At 54.7% G+C, this 23,884-nt stretch carries 27 protein-coding genes; 4 read left to right on the top strand and 23 right to left on the bottom strand.

What is annotated here, in order from left to right; genetic code table 11:
• The 9 genes from OOJ59_RS08095 to fkpA form a co-directional block, all read right to left on the bottom strand.
• Nucleotides 1–226, bottom strand: a 226-nt coding sequence (locus tag OOJ59_RS08095; RefSeq protein WP_001403315.1) for a GTP-binding protein, incomplete at its 3' end; no start/stop codon positions are given.
• A gap of 69 nt (nt 227–295) precedes the next feature.
• Nucleotides 296–2,410 carry an elongation factor G gene (gene fusA / locus OOJ59_RS08090; protein ID WP_038634754.1) on the bottom strand — a complete coding sequence of 705 codons (2,115 nt, stop codon included), beginning with the start codon at nt 2,408–2,410 and terminating at the stop codon, nt 296–298.
• 96 nt (nt 2,411–2,506) lie between these two features.
• The gene (gene rpsG, locus OOJ59_RS08085) at nt 2,507–2,977 is read right to left on the bottom strand and encodes a 30S ribosomal protein S7 (RefSeq protein ID WP_003023657.1); all 471 of its coding nucleotides are present in this window, start codon (nt 2,975–2,977) and stop codon (nt 2,507–2,509) included.
• Nucleotides 2,978–3,072: 95 nt separating this feature from the next.
• Complete coding sequence (rpsL, locus tag OOJ59_RS08080) at nt 3,073–3,447, bottom strand: 30S ribosomal protein S12 (protein ID WP_003023654.1); 375 nt, start codon at nt 3,445–3,447, stop codon at nt 3,073–3,075.
• 125 nt (nt 3,448–3,572) lie between these two features.
• Nucleotides 3,573–3,860: a sulfurtransferase complex subunit TusB gene (gene tusB / locus OOJ59_RS08075; protein WP_160955708.1), complete on the bottom strand. Its 288-nt coding sequence runs from the start codon at nt 3,858–3,860 to the stop codon at nt 3,573–3,575.
• Nucleotides 3,861–3,867: 7 nt separating this feature from the next.
• Nucleotides 3,868–4,227, bottom strand: a complete 360-nt coding sequence (gene tusC, locus OOJ59_RS08070) for a sulfurtransferase complex subunit TusC (RefSeq protein WP_038634761.1) — start codon at nt 4,225–4,227, stop codon at nt 3,868–3,870.
• Nucleotides 4,227–4,613 (bottom strand): sulfurtransferase complex subunit TusD, encoded by a 387-nt coding sequence (gene tusD / locus OOJ59_RS08065; RefSeq protein WP_160955709.1) that lies wholly within the window; start codon nt 4,611–4,613, stop codon nt 4,227–4,229. The genes tusC and tusD overlap by 1 nt, the downstream gene beginning before the upstream one ends.
• Complete coding sequence (locus tag OOJ59_RS08060; protein ID WP_003023643.1) at nt 4,613–5,335, bottom strand: helix-turn-helix transcriptional regulator; 723 nt, start codon at nt 5,333–5,335, stop codon at nt 4,613–4,615. The genes tusD and OOJ59_RS08060 overlap by 1 nt, the downstream gene beginning before the upstream one ends.
• A 167-nt stretch (nt 5,336–5,502) precedes the next feature.
• On the bottom strand, nt 5,503–6,321 hold the full coding sequence (fkpA, locus tag OOJ59_RS08055; protein WP_038634767.1) for an FKBP-type peptidyl-prolyl cis-trans isomerase: 819 nt from the start codon (nt 6,319–6,321) through the stop codon (nt 5,503–5,505).
• A gap of 232 nt (nt 6,322–6,553) precedes the next feature.
• Here fkpA and OOJ59_RS08050 point away from each other — a divergent pair, with 232 nt between their 5' ends.
• A complete protein-coding gene (locus tag OOJ59_RS08050; RefSeq protein WP_038634770.1) occupies nt 6,554–6,772 on the top strand; it encodes a protein SlyX in 219 nt (72 codons plus the stop codon).
• A gap of 197 nt (nt 6,773–6,969) precedes the next feature.
• On the opposite strand, the gene slyD is transcribed toward OOJ59_RS08050, so the two are convergent.
• The 4 genes from slyD to kefG form a co-directional block, all read right to left on the bottom strand.
• The gene (gene slyD, locus OOJ59_RS08045) at nt 6,970–7,572 is read right to left on the bottom strand and encodes a peptidylprolyl isomerase (protein WP_160955710.1); all 603 of its coding nucleotides are present in this window, start codon (nt 7,570–7,572) and stop codon (nt 6,970–6,972) included.
• 94 nt (nt 7,573–7,666) lie between these two features.
• On the bottom strand, nt 7,667–7,867 hold the full coding sequence (locus OOJ59_RS08040) for a YheV family putative zinc ribbon protein (RefSeq protein ID WP_016154768.1): 201 nt from the start codon (nt 7,865–7,867) through the stop codon (nt 7,667–7,669).
• Nucleotides 7,868–7,875: 8 nt separating this feature from the next.
• Complete coding sequence (gene kefB, locus OOJ59_RS08035; protein WP_038634774.1) at nt 7,876–9,681, bottom strand: glutathione-regulated potassium-efflux system protein KefB; 1,806 nt, start codon at nt 9,679–9,681, stop codon at nt 7,876–7,878.
• The gene (gene kefG / locus OOJ59_RS08030) at nt 9,681–10,232 is read right to left on the bottom strand and encodes a glutathione-regulated potassium-efflux system ancillary protein KefG (protein ID WP_003023629.1); all 552 of its coding nucleotides are present in this window, start codon (nt 10,230–10,232) and stop codon (nt 9,681–9,683) included. Before kefG ends, kefB begins: the two co-directional genes overlap by 1 nt.
• 132 nt (nt 10,233–10,364) lie before the next feature.
• Between kefG and OOJ59_RS08025 the strand changes: the two genes are divergently transcribed.
• Both OOJ59_RS08025 and OOJ59_RS08020 read left to right on the top strand, forming a co-directional pair.
• On the top strand, nt 10,365–12,266 hold the full coding sequence (locus OOJ59_RS08025; RefSeq protein ID WP_085048984.1) for an ABC transporter ATP-binding protein: 1,902 nt from the start codon (nt 10,365–10,367) through the stop codon (nt 12,264–12,266).
• A 16-nt stretch (nt 12,267–12,282) separates the two neighbouring features.
• Nucleotides 12,283–13,215 carry a LysR family transcriptional regulator gene (locus OOJ59_RS08020; RefSeq protein WP_069323833.1) on the top strand — a complete coding sequence of 311 codons (933 nt, stop codon included), beginning with the start codon at nt 12,283–12,285 and terminating at the stop codon, nt 13,213–13,215.
• 90 nt (nt 13,216–13,305) lie between these two features.
• Here OOJ59_RS08020 and mdcH read toward each other — a convergent pair whose 3' ends face one another.
• The 10 genes from mdcH to prs all read right to left on the bottom strand — a co-directional run bounded on the left by mdcH (nt 13,306) and on the right by prs (nt 22,930).
• The gene (mdcH, locus tag OOJ59_RS08015) at nt 13,306–14,202 is read right to left on the bottom strand and encodes a malonate decarboxylase subunit epsilon (RefSeq protein ID WP_268063370.1); all 897 of its coding nucleotides are present in this window, start codon (nt 14,200–14,202) and stop codon (nt 13,306–13,308) included.
• Entirely contained in the window at nt 14,199–14,819 is a 621-nt protein-coding gene (locus OOJ59_RS08010) for a malonate decarboxylase holo-ACP synthase (RefSeq protein ID WP_160955711.1), read from the bottom strand. Before OOJ59_RS08010 ends, mdcH begins: the two co-directional genes overlap by 4 nt.
• A gap of 3 nt (nt 14,820–14,822) precedes the next feature.
• Nucleotides 14,823–15,782 (bottom strand): AEC family transporter, encoded by a 960-nt coding sequence (locus tag OOJ59_RS08005; protein WP_065356474.1) that lies wholly within the window; start codon nt 15,780–15,782, stop codon nt 14,823–14,825.
• A 126-nt stretch (nt 15,783–15,908) separates the two neighbouring features.
• Complete coding sequence (gene mdcE / locus OOJ59_RS08000; protein WP_069323819.1) at nt 15,909–16,709, bottom strand: biotin-independent malonate decarboxylase subunit gamma; 801 nt, start codon at nt 16,707–16,709, stop codon at nt 15,909–15,911.
• Complete coding sequence (locus tag OOJ59_RS07995) at nt 16,709–17,542, bottom strand: biotin-independent malonate decarboxylase subunit beta (protein WP_038634789.1); 834 nt, start codon at nt 17,540–17,542, stop codon at nt 16,709–16,711. The genes mdcE and OOJ59_RS07995 overlap by 1 nt, the downstream gene beginning before the upstream one ends.
• Nucleotides 17,535–17,834 carry a malonate decarboxylase acyl carrier protein gene (gene mdcC, locus OOJ59_RS07990; RefSeq protein ID WP_032945188.1) on the bottom strand — a complete coding sequence of 100 codons (300 nt, stop codon included), beginning with the start codon at nt 17,832–17,834 and terminating at the stop codon, nt 17,535–17,537. Before mdcC ends, OOJ59_RS07995 begins: the two co-directional genes overlap by 8 nt.
• Before the next feature lie 17 nt (nt 17,835–17,851).
• Nucleotides 17,852–18,712, bottom strand: a complete 861-nt coding sequence (locus OOJ59_RS07985; RefSeq protein ID WP_160955712.1) for a triphosphoribosyl-dephospho-CoA synthase — start codon at nt 18,710–18,712, stop codon at nt 17,852–17,854.
• Nucleotides 18,712–20,367: a malonate decarboxylase subunit alpha gene (gene mdcA, locus OOJ59_RS07980; RefSeq protein ID WP_038634792.1), complete on the bottom strand. Its 1,656-nt coding sequence runs from the start codon at nt 20,365–20,367 to the stop codon at nt 18,712–18,714. Before mdcA ends, OOJ59_RS07985 begins: the two co-directional genes overlap by 1 nt.
• A 197-nt stretch (nt 20,368–20,564) precedes the next feature.
• Complete coding sequence (locus tag OOJ59_RS07975; protein ID WP_160955713.1) at nt 20,565–22,055, bottom strand: nicotinate phosphoribosyltransferase; 1,491 nt, start codon at nt 22,053–22,055, stop codon at nt 20,565–20,567.
• A 14-nt stretch (nt 22,056–22,069) separates the two neighbouring features.
• Nucleotides 22,070–22,930 (bottom strand): ribose-phosphate diphosphokinase, encoded by an 861-nt coding sequence (gene prs, locus OOJ59_RS07970; RefSeq protein WP_137346718.1) that lies wholly within the window; start codon nt 22,928–22,930, stop codon nt 22,070–22,072.
• A gap of 190 nt (nt 22,931–23,120) precedes the next feature.
• Between prs and OOJ59_RS07965 the strand changes: the two genes are divergently transcribed.
• Nucleotides 23,121–23,840: an NUDIX hydrolase gene (locus tag OOJ59_RS07965; RefSeq protein ID WP_121530039.1), complete on the top strand. Its 720-nt coding sequence runs from the start codon at nt 23,121–23,123 to the stop codon at nt 23,838–23,840.
• Nucleotides 23,841–23,884 lie beyond the last annotated feature (44 nt).

Here is a 23,884-nt window from a genome sequence, read left to right as displayed (position 1 = left end):
GGCGAGTCGGGGTGTCATATTCAACGTGAGAAGTGTTGATGGTGATACCACGAGCTTTTTCTTCCGGCGCGTTATCGATCTGGTCGAATGCACGAGCAGCACCGCCGTAGGTTTTAGCCAGTACGGTGGTGATTGCAGCGGTCAGGGTAGTTTTACCGTGGTCAACGTGGCCGATGGTGCCGACGTTAACGTGCGGTTTTGTACGTTCAAATTTTTCTTTAGACACGGCTATATTCCTTACTATAGTGCTCTCCCCTATGGAGAGAGCACGGGACTTAGGTTTTAATCCTGTGGCTTATTTACCACGGGCTTCAATAACGGCCTGAGCAACGTTGTTCGGCGCATCGTCGTACTTCAGGAACTCCATGGAGTAAGAAGCACGGCCTTTGGTCAGAGAACGCAGCTGGGTTGCATATCCGAACATTTCAGACAGCGGAACTTCAGCATGGATAACAACGCCAGTGACGTTGGATTCCTGACCACGAAGCATACCACGACGGCGGCTCAAGTCACCGATAACGTCACCGGTGTTCTCTTCCGGAGTCTCTACTTCAACCTTCATGATAGGCTCAAGCAGAACTGGTTTCGCTTTCTTAAAGCCATCTTTGAAGGCGATAGAAGCGGCCAGTTTAAACGCCAGCTCAGAGGAGTCAACGTCATGGTAAGAACCGAAGTGCAGACGCACGCCCAGATCAACAACCGGGTAACCAGCCAGCGGGCCAGATTTCAGCTGTTCCTGGATGCCTTTATCAACGGCCGGGATGTATTCGCCAGGAATTACACCACCTTTGATGTCGTTGATGAACTCGTAGCCTTTCGGGTTTGAACCCGGCTCCAGCGGGTACATGTCGATAACAACATGACCGTACTGACCGCGACCACCAGACTGCTTAGCGTGTTTACCTTCGATATCGGTAACTTTCGCGCGAATCGCTTCGCGGTAAGCAACCTGAGGTTTACCGACGTTCGCTTCAACGTTGAATTCACGCTTCATACGGTCAACGATGATGTCGAGGTGCAGCTCACCCATACCAGCGATAATAGTCTGGTTAGATTCTTCGTCAGTCCATACGCGGAAAGACGGGTCTTCTTTAGCCAGACGGCCCAGAGCCAGACCCATTTTTTCCTGGTCAGCTTTGGTTTTCGGTTCTACCGCGATGGAGATTACCGGCTCAGGGAATTCCATACGTTCCAGAATGATCGGGTGATCCGGGTCACACAGAGTGTCACCAGTGGTCACGTCTTTCAGACCGATTGCAGCAGCGATATCGCCCGCGCGAACTTCTTTGATCTCTTCACGTTTGTTGGCGTGCATCTGAACGATACGGCCAAAACGCTCACGTGCAGTTTTCACGGAGTTCAGGATGGTGTCACCGGAGTTAACCACACCAGAGTACACACGGAAGAAGGTCAGGTTACCCACGAACGGGTCGGTAGCGATTTTGAATGCCAGAGCAGCAAACGGCTCATCATCGCTAGCGTGACGCTCAGCCGGAGTATCTTTACCGTCGTCCAGAATACCGTTGATCGCAGGTACGTCGACTGGGGATGGCAGGTAATCAATTACCGCATCCAGCATCGCCTGAACACCTTTGTTCTTAAACGCAGAACCACAGGTTACCAGGATGATTTCGTTGTTCAGAACGCGCTGACGCAGAGCTTTTTTGATCTCTTCTTCAGTCAGTTCTTCACCACCCAGGTATTTCTCCATCAGCTCTTCTGAAGCTTCCGCTGCGGACTCGATCAGGTTCTGGTGCCATTCGTCAGCCAGTTCCTGCATGTCAGCCGGGATATCTTCATAAGTGAAGGTTACGCCTGCATCTTCTTCGTTCCAGTTGATGGCTTTCATTTTCACCAGGTCAACAACACCGGTGAACGCTTCTTCAGCGCCAATCGCCAGCTGCAGCGGAACAGGGTTCGCGCCCAGACGGGTTTTGATCTGACCAACAACTTTCAGGAAGTTCGCACCCATACGGTCCATTTTGTTAACGAACGCAATGCGCGGAACTTTATATTTGTTTGCCTGACGCCATACGGTTTCAGACTGAGGCTGAACACCACCAACTGCGCAGTAAACCATTACTGCACCATCAAGCACACGCATGGAACGTTCTACTTCGATAGTGAAGTCAACGTGCCCCGGGGTGTCGATGATGTTTACGCGATGCGGTTCATACTGCTTAGCCATACCAGACCAGAATGCAGTAGTCGCTGCGGAGGTGATAGTAATACCACGCTCCTGCTCCTGCTCCATCCAGTCCATGGTGGCTGCGCCGTCATGAACTTCACCGATTTTATGGTTTACACCGGTGTAGAACAGAATACGTTCGGTAGTAGTGGTTTTACCGGCGTCGATGTGCGCACTGATACCGATGTTACGGTAGCGCGCGATGGGTGTTGTACGAGCCATTTGATTCCTCGTTTATCTTTTAGGCGTTCAATTTAAGTAGCCCAAAGCGGGCTGCTTACTGGAAGCGCCCGCCTGGTGACTAAAACTCCGAAGGGATTACCAACGGTAGTGTGCGAACGCCTTGTTGGCTTCTGCCATACGGTGAACGTCTTCACGTTTCTTAACTGCAGTACCTTTGTTTTCTGCAGCATCAGAAAGTTCGTTCGCCAGGCGCAGAGCCATGGATTTATCACCGCGTTTACGAGCAGCTTCAACGATCCAACGCATTGCCAGGGCATTACGACGGACCGGACGGACTTCAACTGGTACCTGATAAGTAGAACCACCAACGCGGCGAGACTTAACTTCGACAGTCGGGCGCACGTTTTCGAGAGCTACTTCGAAAGCTTCCAGTTCGTTTTTACCAGAACGCTGAGCCAGGGTCTCCAGCGCGCTGTATACGATAGTTTCGGCAGTAGATTTTTTACCATCTACCATCAGGATATTTACAAATTTAGCCAGCAGTTCTGATCCGAACTTCGGATCCGGCAGAATTTTACGCTGACCAATGACGCGACGACGTGGCATGGAAATACTCCGTTGTTAATTCAGGATTGTCCAAAACTCTAAGAGTTTAGTTTGACATTAATATAAAACGTTTGGCCTTACTTAACGGAGAACCATTAAGCCTTAGGACGTTTCACGCCATACTTGGAGCGTGATTGCTTACGGTCTTTAACGCCGGAGCAGTCAAGCGCACCACGAACGGTGTGGTAACGAACACCCGGGAGGTCTTTTACACGACCGCCACGGATCAGGATCACGGAGTGCTCCTGCAGGTTGTGACCTTCACCACCGATGTAGGAAGTCACTTCAAAACCGTTAGTCAGACGAACACGGCAAACTTTACGCAGTGCGGAGTTCGGTTTTTTAGGGGTGGTAGTATATACACGAGTACATACGCCACGTTTCTGCGGGCATGCTTCCAGCGCAGGCACGTTGCTTTTTGCAACTTTGCGTGCACGTGGTTTGCGTACCAGCTGGTTAACTGTTGCCATTAAATAGCTCCTGGTTTTAGCTTTTGCTTCGTAAACACGTAATAAAACGACCTCATACAATATGAGGACGCAGAATTTTAGGTCGGTGTCGAAAAGGTGTCAAGAAATATACAACGATCCCGCAATTACCAGGACATCTGGTTGGGATGCTTCACCGTAAGTCTGACGAAGTCAGTATAGCTAACCCTGACGACACTGTCTGAAATTTGACCATCTAACCCGCGAGCTTTAATGTCTTCTTCCAGTACAGAGATCTTAATGGAGGCATTTTGCAGACTTTCAAGGAAACGGCTTCCTTCTATTGCGGCAGTCACGCCATCCTGGAGCAGTAAAAGCTCATCGTCTTTTTCAATCAAGCGAAGAAGAGAGGAGAAATCAGTAAGCCACGCGGAGCGGTGTAGTGTGTGCAGCATGAGAGTCTCAAAACCTTAAAATGACGTCATAATTGCCTAGCTCACGGCGCAAATCTTCAGGTTCCAACGGCGTGGCATCAACCACAAAATTAACACCCTGCTGAAGACCCCGCTCACGTAATGAGGCGGCACAAAGCCAACATTGATCGATATCGTACAACTCCAACAGCTTGAACGTTGCGATATAGTTGCGAGCCAGAACGACATCCGGTTGTTGACCCTGGAGGATCTGAAACACGCCATCGCCGATAAAAAACACGCCGAGACCTTCCGTTAGCGCAGATGTCGCCAGTAAGGCATCTAACCCTTCACGGCCGGATGCGCTGCCGTGCGGCACGGTAGAAAAGACAAAAGCAACCCGTTTCATTAAAACTGCACCACGCGATCGCAGGTCAGGGACGCCTCAGCCAGCGAACCCAGCCCGCTGAGATTGAAACCTGATTGTAAATTAGCACCTGCCAGCCCAAGCCGCTTTGCTTCAGCTTCATCAACAACGCCGCGGCGCAACGCCGCTGCAACGCAGATATTTAGCGCCACGCCATGTTGTTGGTTCAGCTGCTGCCAGGCTCGTACCAGATCATACTCATCGCTGGCGGGCGAAGTCAGGAAGTTGGCGTTATACACACCTTCACGATAGAAAAATACGCTGCTTAACTCATGCCCTTCCTTGAGTAGCGCGTGGGCAAATTGCAACGCGCTACTCGCCTGCTGTGTACCATAAGCAGGTCCCGTCACCATAATGGTAAAGCGCATTACTTGTCTTGCCCCTGGAAATCGCCGCTTTTGAACTGGCGAATATAGAGGTAGACCGTGTGCTTGGAGATATTCAGCCGATCGGCGACCTGGTTAATCGCATCTTTAATATCGAAGATACCTTTCTCATACAGATTCAGGACAATCTGGCGGTTTTTCGCATTGTTGGATACATTGCGATCGGCATTCACTTCTTCGATCGTGAATTCCAGCGTCTGGGTGACCAGATCTTCGACTGAAGAAGCAAAGTTCACGGCAGAGCCCACTTCCGGGGTTTCCGGTGGGATAAAGGTATTCATTATCTGCGAGAATGGCACATCGAGGTTCATGTTGATGCACAGCAGACCAATCACGCGATGCTCTCGGTTACGAATGGCAATCGTCACCGACTTCATCAAGACACCGCTTTTCGCACGTGTGAAGTAACACTTCGACACGCTGCTATCCGCACCCGTCATATCATGCAGCATACGCAAAGCAAGGTCGGTTATCGGTGAGCCAATTTTACGGCCCGTGTGTTCACCGTTCGCAATGCGGATAGCTGAGCATTTCAAATCCTGCAAAGAGTGCAATACGATTTCACAATGGGAACCAATGAGCATCGCCAACCCGTCCACTACCGCTTCATAGGATTTAAGGATATCGAAGTCAGTTTGATCGAAAGGACGTTGATCCAGTAAATCTAGCTCACTGGTTTCGTTGGTTAAAAGCGACCTGGACATGAAAAAAAGCACTCCTTTTCAGGAGCCTGTCGTTATGTTGTCAGGGCAGGCTCATCACTATTATAGGGGCATCTAAAGTAATACAGCGCACAAGGCGCTTTCCAGTATTAATTATATCCTGTCGATAATAAAAAACCGCCGCCCTGTGGGCGGCGGTTACTGTTCGCTTACTTTTTGCTGCTATCTGCAGCTTTATCGGCCGGTGCAGCATCTGGCTGTGCCTCGGCTTTCGGTGCCGGTTTGATGTCTAACAGTTCAACATCAAAGACCAGCGTAGAGTTGGCCGGAATACCCGGAACCCCGGTTTTGCCGTAAGCCAGATCCGGTGGGATAACCAACTGAATTTTACCGCCTTTCTTGATGTTTTTCAGACCTTCGGTCCAGCCAGGGATAACACCATCAAGACGGAAAGAGAGCGGCTCGCCACGGGTGTAGGAGTTGTCAAACTCTTTACCATCAATCAGCGTACCTTTGTAGTTTACAACCACGGTATCGCTGTCTTTCGGCGCAGCGCCGGTACCTTCTTTCTCTACTTTGTAGATCAAGCCGGTGGAAGAGGTTTTAACGCCTTTCTCTTTAGCAAATTTCTCGCGGTAAACTTTACCTTTGGCTTCATTGTCAGCCGCGTCTTTTTCCATTTTCGCCTGAGCGGAGCTCTTCACGCGCGCTTCAAACGCCTGCAGAGTTTGTTCGATTTCCTGGTCAGAGAGCTTGCTCTTGTCAGCAAACGCATCCTGAACGCCAGCGATCAGCTGATCTTTATCCAGTTTGATGCCCAGCTTTTCCTGCTCTTTCAGGGAGTTTTCCATATAACGACCCAGTGACGCGCCCAGCGCGTAAGCGGATTTTTGGTCGTCATTCTTGAATGCTGCTTTGCTGTCAGCAGTAGCGGCTGGTTTCGCAGCATCAGCAGCGAAGGTGATCGGGGCATGCAGAGCAACAGCCATTGTGGTCGCCAGCAGCGTTACTTTAAACAGTGATTTCATCCATATCTCCAGGGCCGGGGCATCTCACCCCAGGGTTATCTAACATAAAAATGTACTATAAAGCGTTGCAGAACAAATCAACATACAGGCACGCCCTATTATCACCACTTTTCAGACTCTTTTTGTTTAAATTAGTTTCGTTGCCGAAGATTGAGTGCTGTGCAAACAGGCAAAGTTAAGTAGAATTCGCCGCAGTCCGCGATCTGCCGGAGAAAAAAGAAAGAGGTGAATCATGCAGGATACAACATTGGAAACTCGCCTGGCCGAGCTGGAAAGCCGCCTGGCATTTCAGGAAATCACCATTGAAGAGCTCAACGTGACGGTAACTGCGCATGAACTGGAAATGGCTAAACTACGCGATCATCTGCGTCTGCTGACTGAGAAGCTGAAAGCCACGCAGCCGTCCCACATCGCGTCGCAGTCCGAAGAGACCCCACCGCCGCATTATTAAGACGTAAAAAAAGCGGGGATATCCCGCTTTTTTGTGCCCGATGGCGCGAACGCTTAGCAGGCCTACTCACATATACCCAAAGGATTTCAAATCACAGCAAGGCGGCAAGCTTGAGGAAGTCCCGGGAGCATAGATAACTATGTGACCGGGATTTGAAAGCGCAGCCAACACCGCTGTGGGTTGAAAGACGAAGGGTATTAGTGGCAACCGCAGCCGCCGTTACCTTTACCGCCACCGCCGCAGCAGCCTTCGCCACCGAGCTCGTGACCATGGTCGTGGCCGTGACCACCGCAGCAACCATCGTGACCGTGGTCATGATCGTGGTCGTGACCGTGCGCGCCGTGAACGTGGCCATGAGCCAGTTCTTCTTCGGTCGCTTCACGAATCGCTACAACTTCTACGTTGAATTTCAGGTTCTGGCCAGCCAGCATGTGGTTACCGTCAACCACAACGTGGTCGTCTTCCACTTCGGTAATTTCTACCGGTACTGGACCCTGGTCAGTTTCAGCCAGGAAACGCATGCCAACCTGCAGTTCGTCAACGCCCATGAAGACGTCTTTAGGAACGCGCTGCACCAGGTTTTCGTCGTACTGACCGTAAGCGTCGTTTGCGCCAACAGCAACGTCGAATTTGTCGCCAACTTCATGACCGTCCAGCGCTGTTTCCAGGCCAGAAATCAGGGAACCGTGACCATGCAGGTAGTCCAGCGGTGCACTCACCGGAGACTCATCAACCAATACACCGTCTTCTGTACGTACCTGATAGGCCAGGCTGACCACCAGGTCCTTTGCTACTTTCATGATATCTCCTGAGCATGGAAAGAATAGTGGCGCAGATTGTAGCGGAATTCTGCACCCGTGTACCCTCTAGCTTAAAAAAAGCTGCGCCATATCGCTAGTCCGGATGAAAAATCCCGATCACTTGCTCTTCTTTGCGAACATGTTCGCGCGCCTCTTTATCGGCTTCCCGCATCTGATGCCCGCACTTAACACACTCAACAATATCGATATTATTTTCGCGCCACATCGCCAACGTATCCTGCGCCTGGCAGGACGGACATTTTGCGCCTGCAATAAAACGTTTACGAATTGCCATGATTACCTCTACTCAAATTCATCCCAGCCATCCAGCTGACGCCGCTCTTGCTGCATCTCACGTTGGAAAATTTCCTCCAGTTCACGCCGGGCTTCCCTGGCTCGCGAGATTTGTACCGTGTCTGTATGCATGGGAATCAGTTCCCGCAACATGCGCATATCGAGCCGCCGAAAATGCAGCTGAGCGCGCTGAGCCTGGTGCGGATGCATCCCCAACGTGACCAGCGTTTTACGCCCCAACTCCAGCGCACTGGAGAACGTTTCGCGGGAAAACTGCGTCACCCCGGCCTGTAATAACTCATGCGCCTCTACACGTCCGCGCGCTCGCGCAAGAATATGCAAATGCGGAAAGTATTGTTGGCAAAGCTCCACCAGTTTCATGGTGTCTTCGGGTTCATTACAGGTAATGACGATGGATTGCGCCGCCTCTGCCCCCGCAGAACGCAACAGATCCACTTGGGTGGCATCTCCGTAATAGACCTTATAACCATATTTGCGCATCAGATTCACAGCGCTGATATCTCGCTCCAGGACGGTAATACGCATTTTATTGGCCATCAGTAAGCGACCAATAACCTGACCAAAGCGTCCAAACCCCACGACAATGACCTGCGGTTTATCATCCTCCACCCAGGGTTTTTCATCTTCTTCATCCGGGCCGTTAAACTGGCGGGAGAGCCATTTATCAATCAGCTTCATCACCAGCGGCGTGGTCATCATCGACAACGTGACGGTCACCAGCAGTAGCGCCATTTGATCGCCCTGAAACAATCGTTGCGAGGATGCCGTTGAAAACAGCACGAAAGCGAATTCACCGCCCTGGCTTAACACGCCGGCAAACTGCATTCGTTCAGAGCTTCTCATGCCGTTCAGTCGTGCCAGCACATACAACACCAGCATCTTCACGACCACCAGCACGATTACGCTCGCCGCTACCCACAGAATATGGGTATAGAGCACGCCGAGATTGAGCGACATGCCGACGGAGATAAAAAACAGTCCGAGCAACAGGCCCTTAAAGGGATCGATTGCCGTTTCCAACTCATGGCGGTATTCGCTTTCCGCCAGCAGCACGCCCGCGATAAACGTTCCCAGCGCCATCGACAATCCCAGCGCATCCATAAATAGCGCGGAACCCAGTACCAGCAGCAGCGTAGCGGCGGTGAACACTTCCCGCACGCCAGAACCCGCAATGAAGCGGAAAACAGGGCGCAGCAAATAGCGTCCGCCAATCAACATGCCGGCGAAAGCCAACACCTTCATGCCCACTTTGATCCAGTCAAAATGTTCATCAGCAGACCCCGCCAGCAGTGGAACCAGCGCCAGTGCGGGGATTACTGCCAAATCCTGGAACAGCAGCACCGAAAAACCCAGTTGCCCGGATTCGCTGCGGTTCATGCCTTTTTCGCGCATCAACTGTAGCGCCATGGCGGTCGATGACATCGCCAGACCAATGCCGCCGACCACTGCCGCTTGCCAGGAGAATGCGGTCAGCATCAGCAAGCCAGCAAGTACCACTGCGCTCAACATCACCTGCGCGGCACCGACGCCAAAAATTGAACGCCGCAATTGCCATAACTTAGCCGGGTTAAGTTCCAGCCCAATGATGAACATCAAAAAGACGACGCCCAGTTCGGAAAAGTGCAGGATTTCATCTACATCGCTAATGAATCCTAATCCCCACGGGCCGATAGCGATCCCCGCCAGCAAGTATCCTAATACCGGGCCAATACCCAGCCGCGATGCCAGCGGCACCGCAGCGACCGCCGCGAAGAGGAACAACACTCCCGCGGTCAATAAATCAGAACCTTCCATCAGCGGCCTCCCACAGGAATCGGATTCGCCAGCCAGTCACCGTACGCTTTAGCATGGCTGTCCAGCTCCTGCTTCGTTTGCCGCCTTGCCCAGTAAACGATGATTGGGCTCATCCAGTGCATGCGGCACATACCGGCCGTTAGCTCAAAAGGGCGCAGTACATCGCTCATCGGATAACGGTTCAGCGCGTCATAACGGTACGCGCTTTCCGGTTCACCGGTAGTGATGACGCTTCGCCAGTACTTTCCCGCCAGTTGATTCCCTCCGGGACCGCTGGCAAATCCGCGGCTCAGAACACGGTCAAGCCACTCCTTTAACAGCGCCGGGCAGCTATAGGTGTAGAGAGGATGCTGAAAAACAATCACATCATGCTCGCGCAGCAGCGCCTGCTCATGCGGAATGTCGATAAAAAAATCAGGATAGTGCGCGTAAAGATCGTGCACGGTCACATTACTGAGCTGCATGGCCGGTTTAAGCAGAACCCGGTTCGCGACCGAGTCCTGAGATTCCGGATGGGCATACAGCAGCAACACTTTCGCTGGCTGGAACATCATCCCCCTCCCGGTTTTGTCTTTTGTCTATTTTCGACGTTTTGGGCTACCATGGCGCCTCAGTGCGGCAAACGGCCCACACATTACATTATCATAATGATAAATTAACATAGTCTGAACATACGGCGCCTTATGATTGTTTTCTCATCGTTACAAATTCGTCGCGGCGTGCGCGTCTTGCTGGACAATGCCACGGCCACTATTAATCCAGGGCAGAAAGTTGGTCTGGTGGGCAAAAATGGCTGCGGTAAATCTACTCTGCTGGCATTGCTGAAAAATGAACTCAGCGCTGACGCCGGAGGATTTACCTATCCGGGAAACTGGCAGCTCGCCTGGGTGAATCAGGAAACGCCAGCGTTGCCACAGCCCGCGCTGGAGTACGTGATTGACGGCGACCGCGAGTATCGTCAACTGGAAGCGCAGTTGAACGATGCCAACGAACGTAACGATGGACACGCCATTGCCACCGTCCATGGCAAGCTGGATGCCATTGACGCCTGGACCGTACGCTCACGCGCGGCAAGCCTGCTGCATGGCCTCGGCTTCTCCAATGAACAGCTTGAACGTCCGGTCAGCGATTTTTCCGGCGGCTGGCGTATGCGTCTTAACCTGGCCCAGGCGCTGATTTGCCGTTCAGACCTGCTGCTGCTTGATGAACCGACCAACCACCTCGATCTTGACGCGGTGATCTGGCTGGAAAGATGGCTGAAAAGCTATCAGGGCACGCTGATTCTGATTTCCCATGATCGCGACTTCCTCGACCCGGTGGTGGACAAAATTATTCATATCGAACAGCAAACCATGTTCGAGTACACCGGCAACTACAGCGCGTTTGAAATCCAGCGTGCGACCCGCCTCGCGCAGCAACAGGCGATGTACGAAAGTCAGCAGGAGCGTGTGGCGCACCTGCAAAGCTATATCGATCGTTTCCGTGCTAAAGCAACCAAAGCAAAGCAAGCGCAGAGCCGTATCAAAATGCTGGAACGTATGGAGCTCATTGCCCCGGCGCACGTGGACAACCCGTTCCACTTCAGCTTCCGTCAACCGGAAAGCCTGCCAAACCCGCTATTGAAGATGGAAAAGGTCAGCGCCGGCTATGGCGATCGCGTCATTCTCGATTCGATCAAACTGAATCTGGTGCCGGGTTCACGCATTGGCCTGCTCGGTCGTAACGGTGCGGGTAAATCAACCCTGATTAAGCTGCTGGCGGGTGAACTGGCCCCCATCAGCGGTGAAATTGGTCTCGCCAAAGGCATTAAACTGGGTTACTTCGCGCAGCATCAGCTGGAGTTTTTACGTGCCGATGAATCGCCCATCCAACACCTGGCGCGCATGGCGCCGCAGGAACTGGAGCAGAAACTGCGCGACTACCTCGGCGGATTCGGCTTTCAGGGCGATAAAGTCAGCGAACAGACCGCCCGCTTCTCCGGTGGTGAAAAGGCGCGTCTGGTGCTGGCATTGATCGTCTGGCAGCGCCCGAACCTGCTGCTGCTTGATGAACCGACTAACCACCTGGATTTGGATATGCGTCAGGCGCTGACCGAAGCGCTGATCGATTTCGAAGGCGCGCTGGTCGTAGTCTCGCACGACCGTCATCTGATTCGCTCCACTACCGACGACCTCTATCTGGTGCACGACAAGAAAGTCGAGCCGTTTGACGGCGATCTGGAAGATTATCAACAGTGGCTGAGCGATGTGCAGAAACAGGAGAACCAGAGCGACGAACCGGCGAAGGAGAGCGTGAACAGCGCCCAGGCGCGTAAGGATCAGAAGCGTCGCGAAGCTGAACTCCGCACCCTGACGCAGCCGCTGCGCAAAGAGATCACCCGTCTGGAAAAAGAGATGGAGAAACTACAGGCGCAGTTGGCGCAGGCGGAAGAGAAACTCGGTGATAGCGAACTCTACGATCAAAGTCGCAAAGCCGAACTCACTGCCTGTTTGCAGCAGCAAGCGAATGCAAAATCCGGGCTGGAAGAGTGTGAAATGGCCTGGCTGGATGCGCAGGAACAACTCGAACAGATGCTGGCCGACTAACGATGGGAAGACGATGATGAATCAGCTGACGACCAACGATATTACCTTCCGCAAGCTGAGCATCTTCATGACCTTTATGGAGAAGGGTAACATCGCCCGCACCGCCGAGGCGCTGAACATCAGCGGCGTTAGCGTTCACCGGGCGTTACACACGCTGGAAGAGAACGTTCGTTGCCCGCTGTTCGTTCACAAAGGGCGTAATCTTATCGCCCAGCCCGCAGCGTGGACGTTGCTGGAGTACTGCCAGGAAGTCACCCAATTGATGGAACGCGGGCTGGAAGAGGCGCGCAAAACGGCAGGCGTGGGTCAGGGCCGCCTGCGCGTGGGTACGCTCTACTCACTGACGCTGGAGACGGTACCGCACCTGATTATGGGCATGAAGCTGCGCCGACCTGACCTGGAGCTGGATCTCACCATGGGCTCCAACGAAGCGCTGCTGAAGATGCTGGAAGACGGCGTGCTGGACGCCATCCTCATCTCCATTTCCGAAAGCGAAATCGACCGCAACAGCCTCGAAGTGCTGCCCCTGTTCCACGACGATATCTACCTCGCCGCACCGATGTCAGCTACGCTGGACGCCACCATGAAGGCGGACCTACGCCACTATCGCAATGAGAAATTTGTCTCGCTGGCGGAAGGATTTGCCACCTACGCCGGTTTTCAGGAAGCATTTCATATCGCCGGGTTTGAGCCTGAAATCGTTACCCGCGTAAACGACATCTTCTCCATGCTCAGTCTGGTACAGGCAGGGGTGGGTTTCTGTTTAATGCCGGGGCGAATGAAGAAAATGTATGAGAATACCGTGAAGCTGCAAAAACTGGCTGAGCCCTATCAGATGCAGCAGCTTATCGCGATTGTCTTTGCCCGCAACCGCGAGCGCGACCCAAGCCTGTTAGCGCTGGCCGCCGAAGGGCGCATGTACGCCAGGACGCTGAACCAGAACGCCTGAATCGCCGGATGGCGACGCTTCGCGTCTTATCCGGCCTACATCAGGTGCGAGCCGTAGGCCCGATAAGCGCAGCGCCATCGGGCAATCACATCACGCACAAAGGCGTTTCGCCAGATGCACGGCAACATCGACGCCGCTGCGCTCCAGAGAAATAGACTCCCCTTCCCACGCGGCCTGACGCGTCAGGCAGGTCAGCACGCCACCGGGCGGCATTTCAATCGCCAGCCGCGCTTCACGTTCGTTAGCGGAAATCACCGCCTCCTGCCAACGCACCGTGCGCGCCATATTCATCGCCAGGTCATCAGCAATGCGTTCCGGCTGCCACAGCACGCGTCCGGTACTGCCGCTCAGGTAGGCATAGCGCGGACGGGAAAGCGTCACGCGGCTAAACGCTTCCACCAGCTTTTGCGCGGGCTCGGCCAGCAGTTCACAGTGCGACGGCACACTCACCGCCAGACGAGAAGCCTTACTGGCCCCTTTGGCCATCGCGCGTTTTGCCACTTCCGCCATCGCTTCATCGGTACCCGCAATCACAATCTGCGTTTCGGCATTCAGGTTGGCAATATAGGTTTCGCTGTCTGCCACCAGGCTTTCCACCTGACTTAACGTTAGCCCCATAATCGCCGTCAGGCCGTAACCATGTGGGTATGCTTGCTCCATTAAGTCACCGCGCAGCGCCACCAGCGTCAGCGCATCGGCAAAATCGAGCGCACCGGCAACCACCGCCGCCGGGTACGCGCCAATGGAGAGTCCACTGAGGATATCAGGCGCGACACCACGACGTTCAAGCTCACGCGCCCAGGCAACGCCGGCAATCAGCAGAGACAGTTGAACGGCTCGGGTATGTTTCAACGCTTCAGGGCTATCCAGCGTATCCACCTCTGCGCCCAGCACTTCACGCGCCTGAGCGAGCTCCGCCCCCGGAAGGTTTTGCAGCATACCTTCGTGCTGTGTCCCCTGCCCCGGGAAGGTAAACAGAATTTTCATGACTCCTCCCTGCCCCACGGATCGCGCACCAGTTGCGGCCCCTTTGAGGTTTTTAACAGCGCTTTTCCATCACGCAGCCATTCATTGAGGGCAAAGCCGCCGCGCGGAGTATCCACTTGGGTATCCGCCCGGCACAGTCCGCCCATCAGTTGCTGCTGCCACTTCTCCAGCGCTTGTCGGGAGAGCGGCTGAGGCGCGCGGATCAGCAGATCAAGATCGCTTGCCGCGTGGATCACCGGGATCCCGGTCGCCAGCGCATAGCCGGTACTCCCGGAAATGCCCCACGTCCACGGCCACGACTGCTGGGCCAATAATAAAGCCACCTGAAGCGGCGGCTGAGAGATAAAGGGCGAACGCAGCAGCGTCTGCGGGTCCACCAGCGATTCCGGCGAGCAGACGCGAACGACCGCCTCCGCTTTCACCCAACCGGCGGCGCGCTGGTCGCGCTTCATCCCGCGGACGCCCACGGGAATACGCCCCTGCGCATCAACATCACGGCGCACGACCACCGGCAGACCGCTATGCCAGACGGTATCCACCCAGGATTCCGTGACATCCTCGAGCGCGTCGCGTGCGTTCAGCCAGATAAGATCGTGTGGACGTAATGTTGTGCTCATGATTTAGATTCCTGAAGTCAGCGAGATAAACAGCGGCAGCGACAGGATACACAGTACAGAGCTCAACAGCAGCACGGCTTCTGCATCTGGAGACTGCACGCCAAAGCGGTTACCGAACACCACGCCGAAGAAGCCCGCGGACAATGCAATCATCAGGATGGCAGTGATAGCCACGGAACCATGCAGGCCGAAAATCAGCACGATACCCCAGGCAATGGCCGGTTGAATCAGCAACTTAGCGATGGTGGAAGTAATCACCACGGTATTGATTTGCAATTTACGCGCAGAGAGGATAACACCGGTCAGGAACAGCGCCGCCGCAGTAGCAGACAGACCCAGCGGTTTGATCGCCGCCAGCACCAGCTCCGGCATTTTAATACCAATGGCGGAAAGGATAACCCCCAGCAGCGGGCCCATTACGATTGGCTTTTTAATCGAACGCCACATCAGTACCGGCAGCATAGAGAGCGTAGAACCGGTGTTACCGCCTTCAGCACGTGCTTTTTCACGTTCGAGGATCAGCAGGCAGAACGGTGTCATCAGTACGGAACCGCAGGCAATGGAAACGGCAACGGAAAGCGAGGTGGAAGAGGTTTCACCCAGCACGCTACCCAGAATCGGCAGACCCAGCGCGGCATAGTTTGGCAGCGCAACGGTCAGGGTCAGCACGGCGGCATCCTGTGGAGATTTCTTGAAAACTTTGGTCGCCATAAAGTAGATAGCGGCATAGGTAATCCACATCGCCAGCGTCAACACCACAATCAGCGGTGACTGAGCCACGATACCGGCCCACGGCGTTTGTACCGTGGCGCTAAACAGCGCTGCGGGTAACGCAAAGTCCATCACGAAAATATTGAGCAGGGAGACATTCTTGTTGTCGACCATTTTGGCCTTCCCGGCCCAGAATCCCAGCAACATGATGACGAAAATCGGAGCAAGAGCATGAACAATTACGTAAGTCATATTTCACCTGTAATCTTAAAAGAAGTAGCACTGACGCGATGATTGTTATTTTTCGGATGCAGCGACCCACGCGGGTGCAGTCACTGCACCCGCGGAGCCGTACATCCGGCAGGTCTCTTTTTTTACTTACCAGCTTGCTCGCATGCGTTCGCGTACGAGGGCAGAGCTGCGGCGATTGTCGGCACCCAGACGGCTTTTAAGCGTAGGGTCCTGACGCGCGTCGTTGATGGCCTGTTGCAGGGTGTTTTTCACCAGCGCCAGGTCTTGTGCGGATGGGGCATCCGGGTTGCTGATATCCAGCAGATTTTCCAGCAGGCCCAGGGTGGCGTAGTTGCTGATGTCATAGGCCATCGGCGGAATAGTTGCCGCCAGTTTTTCCAGCGCCTCAACGGTACGCAGGGTAATGCGCGCCGCGGACTCTTTGCCCATCGCGTGAATCAGTACGCCTTTATCGTTGAAGGCGATCAGACGGTTTGCCTGGTAGCCGTGCGCCAGAAATGCCCCGGACATCGCTTTACCGACGATAAGACCAATCACCGGGTGGCCTGCCAGACGCGCATTGGCATACGCCGCAGCTGCGCCAGCCAGCGCCTGATGAATGCCAAAGCCTTCTTCACGACGACCATAGGCCTGGCTGGCGACGTCAATCACCGCCACAATCGGGCGCTTGACGGCTTTATCGGCATCGGCGGCGATGGTTTCACTGACAACTTTCGCAAGCCACCAGCCTTCCAGCAGACCGACTTCACCTTTAGTGGCGCGCGGATAGTGGTTATGGGCATCCGGAACGACGGCGATAAAGCGCACGTTTTCACCGTTCAGCTCGCCATCAGCGGCCTGTACGGACGGGCACAGCCCTGCAATACGTTTGGCGCCTGGCGCCAGCGTTTCCAGCCATAATTCGCCACGGCTAATTACGTTACTCATCATTTCACCTCCCGGGCGAAGAGCGCTCTAATTTGTTCTGAATCGGCCTGTTTGCGGGTATCAAAATGGCTCAGGCGGTCGAGATACCAGTCGTAATTATCGGTGCGATGTTTTGCCGGAACGCCTTTCGCCAGCGCCTCGTTCATGGCGGCTTTCACCGCGTTCACACCGTCGTTGACCAGTGCTTCTACCAGCCCGCTTTCGTAGCGAACTTCACCACCGGTCATGCTCCAGATGAACGGACGGTCGCGGGAGTCATACTCTTCAATCCCGGCTTCCTGTTCGATTACCTGCGGGCCGTTCAGGCCGAGACGCGCTTCGCGGGTCACAATTAGATAGCTACACAGCGCCGCCGCGATGGACATCCCACCAAAGCAGCCCACGGTACCAGCGACAATGCCGACCACCGGGGTATAACGACGCAGGTCAACTATCGCCGCGTGAATATCGGCAATCGCCGCCAGACCGAGGTTCGCTTCTTGTAAACGAACCCCGCCGGTTTCCAGGCTCAGTACCGCCTGAGTAGGAATGCCGTTACGGTTATCTTCCGCCGCCAGCTCCAGCGCCGCTGCCATTTTGGCACCGGACACTTCGCCCATGCTGCCGCCCTGGAACGCGCCTTCAATCGCTACAACAACGGCCGGTTTACCATTGATGGTGCCTTTTGCCACGACCATGCCGTCATCGGCCTGTGGAACAATGCCCTGTGCGCCGAGCCACGGCGACATCACGCCTTCAAACGGGTCGAGCAGTTCACGGTAGCTGCCTTCATCCAGCAGCGCATGCGCACGCTGGCGTGCTTTTAATTCGATAAAACTGCGGTCATCACGCATAGCTCACCTCTTCAAAAACCTGTTCGATACGGATGCGCGCCACGCCCGGCGTCGCGCCGAAGTCATGGATGGTCAGTTTGCCCGCAGGCAGGCTGCTGACCGTCTGCAGACGGTTGAACAGCGCTTCCCAGCGGCGGGTGCTGTTATCGACAGAAGTGGTGATATCAATGGTTAACGTCTGGCCCTGGTCGGCGGTGAATAACACCTCCATATCCCCGGAGCCCACAACGCCTGCCAGCGCTTTGCCGCTTAAGGTGCGGCTGGCCGGTACGGTTAACGTAATGTGTTCCATAACATCCTCTTAATGCTTTAAATACGGCGATTCGACGTAATTTCGACGCGATCGAGAAATAGCGTGGCGGCGAGCAGGTCAGCCGCGCCGCCCGGCGAGGCGTTTAGCGCCAGCATCTGGCTATCCAGTTCCGCTAATGCCGCCTGACCCGCCGGGTGCGCGCTGCCGCCTGCATTCAACACGGCGCGCGCGCCGTCCTGCATGGCATCAAGCCCTTCCAGCCCGGCACGAGAAAGTACGCAGGTATCGGTCAGCGAGGTCATGATCGCCATCAGCGCATCCAGCCTCGCGTGCGTCTCGCTACTACCGCGCAGGCGGCTTAAACGCAGCTGCGGCAGCGCGCGCTGCATCACGTGCGGAAACGCCTGCTGAGCTTCTTCACGAGCGCCCGGTACACGATAACGATGCGTTGCGCGAAGCCCTTTGCTGAACACCTTCGGCGCTGCGTCATCCGGCAGCTTCGCCAGTTCCGCTGCGGTAGCGGCTATCTGCTGCGCGCCACCGGCACCACCGTGCATCGCAACGGCGCTCACCAACAACCCCAGCGCCCAAATCGCGCCGCGGTGGGTATTCACGCCGTGGGTCGCGGCCATCATCTGCTGCTCGCCCTCACGGCCGAGTCGCCCTATGGTTTGTCTGAGCGCAATATCCGCTGGACGCTGCCAGCTTTGCTGCGCCAGCGCCTGAAACGTAGGGGTCAGGCTATGTGCGGAGCGCTCCATTAGCGCAAGCGATAAATCGTGGTGCGCGCCGTTCCCCCGACTGTCCACCAGACCGGGTTTCGGGCTTAATCGTGCTTCGTCAATCAGACACTGCGTGGCGGTTCGCGCCAGCCACTCGGCACCGCCTTCAACCTGAATCTGGGGCAGAAGTTTCATTACCAGCTCCGGAATTTCGCAGGTGGGTTGTAAAGACCGCCGGACCATTCCACCAGGTCAGCGACGCTACCGGCTGCCAGCAGCGAACGGGTGGCATCGGTACGACGAATGCCCATATCTTCCGGGTAGACCACTTTGCCGCTCTGACGCAGTTCGGCGACGCGTTTCGCGTCAACGCCCAGACCGATATCGGTGATACCGGCAACCGCAGCGACCATCGCACGGCGTTCTTCCAGATCTTTGGCACGGTAGAGGTAGGCAATACCTTCTTCAGTCAACACGTGGGTCACGTCGTCGCCGTAAATCATCACCGGCGCCAGCGGCATACCGGAGGCTTTCGCCACGTCTACCGCATCCAGTTTCTCAACGAAGGTTGGTTTCACACCGGCCTGGAAGGTTTCCACCATCTGCACGACCAGTTTTTTACCGCGCTGCATCGGATCCGGTTCGGTGATCATGTTCAGCCAGGCTGGGGTAGCGTGGCGACGACCGTGCGGATCGTGGCCCATGTTTGGCGCGCCGCCGAAGCCGGAGAGACGACCGCGGGTCACGGTGGAGGAGTTGGCGTAGCCGTCAACCTGCAAGGTGGAACCGATAAACATATCTACCGCGTACTGGCCAGCCAACTGGCAGAAGGCGCGGTTAGAACGCATCGAGCCGTCGGAACCGGTAAAGAAGATGTCTGGGCGGGCGCGGATATACTCTTCCATCCCCAACTCGCCGCCGAAGCAGTGCACGCTTTCTACCCAGCCGCTCTCAATTGCCGGAATCAGCGTTGGATGCGGGTTCAGGGTCCAGTGCTTACAGATTTTGCCTTTCAGACCGAGCTGTTCACCGTAGGTTGGCAGCAACAGTTCAATCGCCGCGGTGTTGAAGCCGATACCGTGGTTCAGCGACTGTACCTGATGTTCCGCGTAGATACCTTTAATCGCCATCATCGCCATCAGGATGTGTTCCTGTTTGATCAGGCGCGGGTCGCGGGTAAACAGCGGTTCGATAAAGAACGGTTTGTCAGCCACCACGACGTAGTCAATCCAGGAACCCGGAATATCCACGCGCGGCAGGTCGCATTCGTCGTCCACCAGCTCGTTCACCTGTGCGATGACGATACCGTCGTGGAACGCGGCGGCTTCCACCAGCGCCGGGGTATCTTCGGTACTCGGCCCGGTGTAGAGGTTACCTTTACGGTCAGCTTTATAACCGGCAATCAGCGCCACGTTCGGGGCCAGGTCAACATAAAGACGGGAATAGAGTTCGATGTAGGTGTGGATGGCGCCGATTTCCAGTTGGCCATCTTCCAGTAGCTGCGAAATACGCAGGCTTTGGGTACCGGAGAAGGAGAAGTCCAGCTTGCGGGCGATGCCTTTTTCAAAGATATCCAGATGCTCGCTGCGCCCGACGCTTGGCATAATCATATGCAGGTCGTGCACAATCTGCGGATTGACTTCAGCCAGCATGCGGGACAGGAAATCTGCCTGCTTCTGGTTATTCCCTTCTAATACCACGCGGTCACCCGGCGCGATCAGTTTTTCCAGCATCGCGGTCAGGTCTGCGGTCGGCAGCACCTTACCCTGCACCGGAACGGAAGCCAGACGGCGCTGTTTTTCCGTGCGGCGGGTGTTCCAGACTCGTGCTGGCGTTTGCCCAGATAACATTATTAACCTCCTGATTCAGCTAATCATTTTGATTGCTTAACACTGGAAAGAGTGTGCACCCTGGTGAGAAAGTCATCAATTAAGCGTAGGAAAGAATCATTAGCTTGAGAGTAATAATTGAAGTAACCATTTGTGACGATGATCAATTCACGCCGGGAGGGAGGAGGAAGCGGGTAACGCAACCCGCTTGCGGAAAACTAGCTTTGTGCCGCCAGGCGCTGGCGGATCTGTTCGAAGTGCTCATGGTTAATCAACTTCCCGTTGAGAAAACGGGTTTTCAGCTCTCCTTCCTGCTCTTGCACCCAGGTTTGTTCATCATGCAGACGCAATTCTCCTTGCTCATCACGTACTACGCGAAGCAGCCCACGGGCCGAGCGCTTTAAGCCGTTATCGGTTTTCGGCTCTTTAAAAATCGTCCGACCCTTGCCGTCGACTTCGCCCCACGTTGCCTTCATCGCAAAACCGAAGGTGTCACGCGTGTTGTACTGATAGGTAAAAGAACCCACGCCAAACACCACATTTGAACTGGCAAATCCTTTCGCTTCCAGGCGGCGCAGGATCTCATTCGCCCGCTCAAGAGTGATGGAATCGCCATAAATTAGCCCCACATGTGGGTCGAGCACCTTGTAGCCTTTGGCGTTAACCGTGCCGCCAAATATCTCCCACAGCACCTCCACAGAGCCTTTCTCCTGTGCCGTACGATCGGCTCGTGTATCCTCATCCGCGCCAGTACCGCACAGGATCTCAACCGGATTACCGCTGTCCGGGCGGAAAACCACCCGTCCCTCGCGCGCCAGAATGATGTTCTTCAGCTCGCGGGTGTACTCCGTCAGTACCTGCCAGTAATCCCACGTATCAGAGACAATCGACACAAATCCCTGCGGGTAGAGATCGGCAATCAGGCGGCGGAAGGTTTCAATCTCATGCTCACGCTCCCCCATACACATCACGCTGTGCTCGGTCGCCGGAATGCTGGCGCCGATAAAATAGGGCTCGCCGTCGGTATAATAATCCCGAGCGTAGAGAAGCGACGGAATGCTGTCAGTGCCTTTAAAACTTAACAAGTGGCCGCTGCCCGCCTGCATGGTGTCCTGCAATCCGGCCATACCGCGAAATGAAAAGTCATGGCACTGGAAGTCGAGGTGTGACAGGTCGCTACAGGTTTTCTGTGCCCAGCGCGCGCAAATTTTACGATAGTGATGAGCGATTGTGGCGTTTGTTGACGCCTTCCACAGTTCTGCCGACAGCACGGTCTCCAGGTAATTCACCAGCCAGAAAAACTCAGGTTGGGTGTTGATGATAGTTAAAACGGGCACCGCCATCGGCACCTTGCTGCCTTCATCCAGCGCTTTGATGTGCAACGGCAGATAGCCCAACTGATGCAGGGCGCGGATATGATCAACCGCTACCGCATCTTTGCCGAGATAGCTGTCCATAACCTGTTTGTATTCGCTGACCACTTCGTCTTCCGGACGGGCAAAGAATACCTCGTTAAACAAATCAACCAGAAACCACTGCAGAAAACCTTGCAGGCCAAAAAACACCAGTTTGCCATCCGCCAACGGCGAGGAGAAAAAGCGATCGCTGCGCGGGGTAAAGTTGGAATACACGCGGCTGGTTCCTTGCGGATACTGTACGCGGTGAGAAACTTTGTAGCCGTCGATAGCCAGAATCGGGTTCATTTTCATAATCAGTATTTCCCTCAGGCGCGGTAAATCGCGTCAATGTCGATAAGCTCAAGCTGCGGATGTTCCAGCGTCGGGGCTGCGAAAGAGGTGGTGGTGTAGATAGCATCAATACCGTTCGCAAACAGGTGTTCAACGCCTTTAGAGAAAATACCGTGGGTGATATACAGGTTGACGCTACGGGCACCTGCATCACGGAGTACCTGCGCAGAACCAATGAACGTACCGCCAGCGTCACACAGGTCGTCAACAATCAGCATATCCCGGCCCCTGACGTCTCCGGCGACTAAAGCAAATCCCGTCAGCTTGCCGCTTGCCACATCGCGTTTTTTGCTCAGGACGGCGTACTCCGCTACACCGACCGCTCTGGCAACGGCATCAATTTTCTTCAGCGATCCGGCATCGGGGGCGACCAGCATTAGCGCTTTTTGTCGGAACTGCCGCTGCAAGGTCGCGCTGTGCAGCAGGCAAGTCTCTTGTGAAATCGCCACAAAATTATTGATAGCTGCCGCCGCCGCGTCACTGTGTGGATCGAGCACCTTCACCCTATCGAATTGCAGCGTATTAAGCTGGCTGGCAAAGACTTTCAGCGCAAAGCTATCACCCACCACCATATGGCGATCCTGACGAGCCCACGGTAACCAGGGAAGTTCGAGATGACTGACCAGCACATCCGTTTGATGGCGAACCGCCTCCACCAGTTGCGCCAACAGCATAAAGTCGTTCATATCGCGCATCGCCGTCGCACGAATGCGCATCAGGCGAGCAAAGGGTGGTAATGCTTCAGTAACCTTCAACCAGACGGCGCCATCAGGAAAAACACCGTGTGTCATTCCGTAGCTCTGGTCATCCAACGTTAGTGTCAGTTTTATGTTCATCACGCTCACCCCTTAATTGTGTCCCTTCGACACAATTAATAATGTCCTTAGGACACATATAAAGCAAGCACAAATGCATTTTTTTTAGGCCATCGCATAATCCACTGATAAATAATAAGAAAAAACGAACCTTGCCCCCCGGTATTGGGCTGGTACACTTGTGGGCGTTGCAAATCATCGTGAGTACCTTATGACCACCGAAGCCGACTACCTGAATCAATACGATGCCCGCCGCTTTCCCACACCACTGGTGACGGTCGATAGCGTGCTGTTTACCCTGCATCAACAGGCGCTGTGCGTATTACTGGTTGAACGAGCAAACCAGCCGCAAAAAGGGCGTTGGGGATTACCAGGTGGCTTCATTGATATCGAGCGCGATGACTCCACTCGCGCCACAGCGCTGCGCAAGCTCACTGAAAAAACAGGGGTTTTGCCTTCGTGGCTGGAACAACTGGATACTTTTTCCGGCCCGGATCGCGACCCGCGTGGCTGGAGTCTGACAGTCGCCTGGTTTGCGCTAATCGCCTGGGTAGACTGTGCGCCGCACATCGCCAGCGTCAGCAATGCCCGTTGGGTGCCGGTTGATGAGCTGAAAAATTATTCACTCGCGTTCGACCACGGAGACATCATTACGGCGGCCCTGCATCGCTTGCGGCAAAAAACGATGTACTCGCTACTGCCCGTATACTGTTTGCCGGAGACATTTACCCATGGGCAACTGCTCGAAGCCACCGAGGTGATCCTCGGTCAGTCGATCCAGCGTAAAAGTCTGATTCGCCGCTTTGAAGCGTCAGGAATGTTTGAAGATACCGGAGAAAGCGTGGCGACAGGGACGCGTAAAGCTCGCCTGTGGCGACGAAAGCCCGACGTCGATTTTCATTTTTTCTCGCGGAACCTGCTGACTGACTAGCGACAAAATCACATATTGGCTAACCCGCAAGCGCTGCGCGCGGT

This window comes from Citrobacter sp. W9 (assembly GCF_026719375.1).
Classification (GTDB): Bacteria; Pseudomonadota; Gammaproteobacteria; order Enterobacterales; family Enterobacteriaceae; genus Citrobacter; species Citrobacter werkmanii.
Note: the sequence above shows the minus strand (reverse complement) of the source record. Positions and strands in the feature narration are given on the sequence as shown.

Coding starts and splice junctions, on each gene's coding strand:
- fusA (WP_038634754.1), bottom strand. CDS start 2,410: ATGGCTCGTACAACACCCATCGCGCGCTACCGTAACATCGGTATCAGT.
- rpsG (WP_003023657.1), bottom strand. CDS start 2,977: ATGCCACGTCGTCGCGTCATTGGTCAGCGTAAAATTCTGCCGGATCCG.
- rpsL (WP_003023654.1), bottom strand. CDS start 3,447: ATGGCAACAGTTAACCAGCTGGTACGCAAACCACGTGCACGCAAAGTT.
- tusB (WP_160955708.1), bottom strand. CDS start 3,860: ATGCTGCACACACTACACCGCTCCGCGTGGCTTACTGATTTCTCCTCT.
- tusC (WP_038634761.1), bottom strand. CDS start 4,227: ATGAAACGGGTTGCTTTTGTCTTTTCTACCGTGCCGCACGGCAGCGCA.
- tusD (WP_160955709.1), bottom strand. CDS start 4,613: ATGCGCTTTACCATTATGGTGACGGGACCTGCTTATGGTACACAGCAG.
- OOJ59_RS08060 (WP_003023643.1), bottom strand. CDS start 5,335: ATGTCCAGGTCGCTTTTAACCAACGAAACCAGTGAGCTAGATTTACTG.
- fkpA (WP_038634767.1), bottom strand. CDS start 6,321: ATGAAATCACTGTTTAAAGTAACGCTGCTGGCGACCACAATGGCTGTT.
- OOJ59_RS08050 (WP_038634770.1), top strand. CDS start 6,554: ATGCAGGATACAACATTGGAAACTCGCCTGGCCGAGCTGGAAAGCCGC.
- slyD (WP_160955710.1), bottom strand. CDS start 7,572: ATGAAAGTAGCAAAGGACCTGGTGGTCAGCCTGGCCTATCAGGTACGT.
- OOJ59_RS08040 (WP_016154768.1), bottom strand. CDS start 7,867: ATGGCAATTCGTAAACGTTTTATTGCAGGCGCAAAATGTCCGTCCTGC.
- kefB (WP_038634774.1), bottom strand. CDS start 9,681: ATGGAAGGTTCTGATTTATTGACCGCGGGAGTGTTGTTCCTCTTCGCG.
- kefG (WP_003023629.1), bottom strand. CDS start 10,232: ATGTTCCAGCCAGCGAAAGTGTTGCTGCTGTATGCCCATCCGGAATCT.
- OOJ59_RS08025 (WP_085048984.1), top strand. CDS start 10,365: ATGATTGTTTTCTCATCGTTACAAATTCGTCGCGGCGTGCGCGTCTTG.
- OOJ59_RS08020 (WP_069323833.1), top strand. CDS start 12,283: ATGAATCAGCTGACGACCAACGATATTACCTTCCGCAAGCTGAGCATC.
- mdcH (WP_268063370.1), bottom strand. CDS start 14,202: ATGAAAATTCTGTTTACCTTCCCGGGGCAGGGGACACAGCACGAAGGT.
- OOJ59_RS08010 (WP_160955711.1), bottom strand. CDS start 14,819: ATGAGCACAACATTACGTCCACACGATCTTATCTGGCTGAACGCACGC.
- OOJ59_RS08005 (WP_065356474.1), bottom strand. CDS start 15,782: ATGACTTACGTAATTGTTCATGCTCTTGCTCCGATTTTCGTCATCATG.
- mdcE (WP_069323819.1), bottom strand. CDS start 16,709: ATGAGTAACGTAATTAGCCGTGGCGAATTATGGCTGGAAACGCTGGCG.
- OOJ59_RS07995 (WP_038634789.1), bottom strand. CDS start 17,542: ATGCGTGATGACCGCAGTTTTATCGAATTAAAAGCACGCCAGCGTGCG.
- mdcC (WP_032945188.1), bottom strand. CDS start 17,834: ATGGAACACATTACGTTAACCGTACCGGCCAGCCGCACCTTAAGCGGC.
- OOJ59_RS07985 (WP_160955712.1), bottom strand. CDS start 18,712: ATGAAACTTCTGCCCCAGATTCAGGTTGAAGGCGGTGCCGAGTGGCTG.
- mdcA (WP_038634792.1), bottom strand. CDS start 20,367: ATGTTATCTGGGCAAACGCCAGCACGAGTCTGGAACACCCGCCGCACG.
- OOJ59_RS07975 (WP_160955713.1), bottom strand. CDS start 22,055: ATGAAAATGAACCCGATTCTGGCTATCGACGGCTACAAAGTTTCTCAC.
- prs (WP_137346718.1), bottom strand. CDS start 22,930: ATGAACATAAAACTGACACTAACGTTGGATGACCAGAGCTACGGAATG.
- OOJ59_RS07965 (WP_121530039.1), top strand. CDS start 23,121: ATGACCACCGAAGCCGACTACCTGAATCAATACGATGCCCGCCGCTTT.